General features: G+C 29.4%; 2 protein-coding genes. One reads left to right on the top strand and one right to left on the bottom strand.

Translation table 11 applies throughout. From position 1 onward, the window contains the following. Window positions 1-198: hypothetical protein (locus KBJ98_RS15180; RefSeq protein WP_210791940.1), on the top strand; the 198-nt coding region annotated here is incomplete at its 5' end. Between the two features lie 546 nt (window positions 199-744). Here the strand turns inward: KBJ98_RS15180 and KBJ98_RS15185 are convergent. After that, window positions 745-1,536 carry a hypothetical protein gene (locus KBJ98_RS15185; RefSeq protein ID WP_210791943.1) on the bottom strand — a complete coding sequence of 264 codons (792 nt, stop codon included), beginning with the start codon at window positions 1,534-1,536 and terminating at the stop codon, window positions 745-747. Between the last annotated feature and the right edge of the window lie 19 nt (window positions 1,537-1,555).

Here is a 1,555-nt window from a genome sequence, read left to right on the forward strand (position 1 = left end):
GTTCCGGCGCTTGGCGAGGTTGCGAACTTCGGAACCGATTATTTTCTATCAAAGATAAAATTTCTTGCGAGAAATAAACGTGAATTTACTACAAAATCGCAATCTTGCCAAACGCCTGTTGTATGCTGTGTTTATTTGAATTTCTCCAATTCAATTGCGTCGTCAAAGTATGCTTTAAACTTTTCAGATAAAATATGATTTTTAAACTTTACGATTGTGTATGAACTATCAAAAGCAATTATTTCTATTTCTGAATTTTTAACTTGAAAATTATCGTTTTTCCATATCAACTCATTTCCCTCAACGAATGGCAAGTTATTTTCATCAATTTCAATTTCAATATTTTTCGGAACAGCTGATATTACACCCCAAATTATTTGAGTTTCAGAATTAACAATTTTTAAAAACTCTTAATTGTTTAATTTAAAATAATCCTCGTCAAAATTTATCGGCAAAGATTTGTCCGCCATAAAATCTAAATCACATAGAAACCAGTTATAGTTTTCTATATTCTCCAAAATAGGTTTTAAGGTTTCACTTATATTAGTATGAAATTTAATTTTTTTAGTATTTCTAATTATCCAATTCATCTATTAAGTTCTGTTGTGGTAACATAGCATACAACGTCCCCGCGCTACAAGTAGTTTGGGACTAAATTAAACCCATTCTTCGGATTTGCCAAATCTTCCAAATACAAAACTAACTTCCCATTATGCCTAATACCCAAATTGCTTGTAGCGTGTGTTATATGCCGTACTTATATTCGTTAAATATTTTATTTTTCAGTTTTACGAACTCTTCTATTGTAGTTTTTCCATAAAAATAGTTTCCGTCTTTATTTTTAGCTACATTAAATTCTTGGTCTCTTGTTTCGAAAGAAATGGTAAACGTTACATTCTTTTCTTTGTGTAAATATTTTATACTTGGCGTCATAAATGACTGTTCATATGGTGGTATTTGTGTTTCGTCAAAACTTATTTCAAATCCATATTTTTCGATTTCGTTTAGTTCCTTTTTTAGTTGACTAATATATGGTAATGTAATGTTGCCAATAGAAACAAATCCATTTTGTTCTTGCTGTTTTGAGGCAATTTCGGTGGTGTTAGGCCAATAATTCCCAATAAAAAGATTATCAAGTTGATTGATTGTTGAAGTTACCCTTTTAATATAGTTTTCAGTATTTTTTAAATTATCTGAATATTTATATTTTTCATCTAAAATCCATTCAATGTCCCTTATTGTGAAGCAATTTGTTGAATCGATATAGTTTGGAACTGTATTTTTTTCGCCAATTCTTTTAAAATAAGTTTCGCCAATTCTTGAAAACATATGGGTTTTGTAATCTTTCGCTATCAATACAAATTCTATAATTCGTTTGGCAGCAATATTCGTGTAAATGAGTTTGCATATAACTGTATTATCTTCTTTCAACGATTTTTCAATAAGTTCTGTAAGTCTGAACTGGTACTTTTCACATAAAAACTTAAAGCTTTTTGTGAAAATTTCCGCGAAATCTTTAATATCAATTTTTTCCATTTTCGGTTAGTATGGCATA

This window comes from Flavobacterium erciyesense, assembly GCF_018069925.1.
Taxonomy (GTDB): domain Bacteria; phylum Bacteroidota; class Bacteroidia; order Flavobacteriales; family Flavobacteriaceae; genus Flavobacterium; species Flavobacterium erciyesense.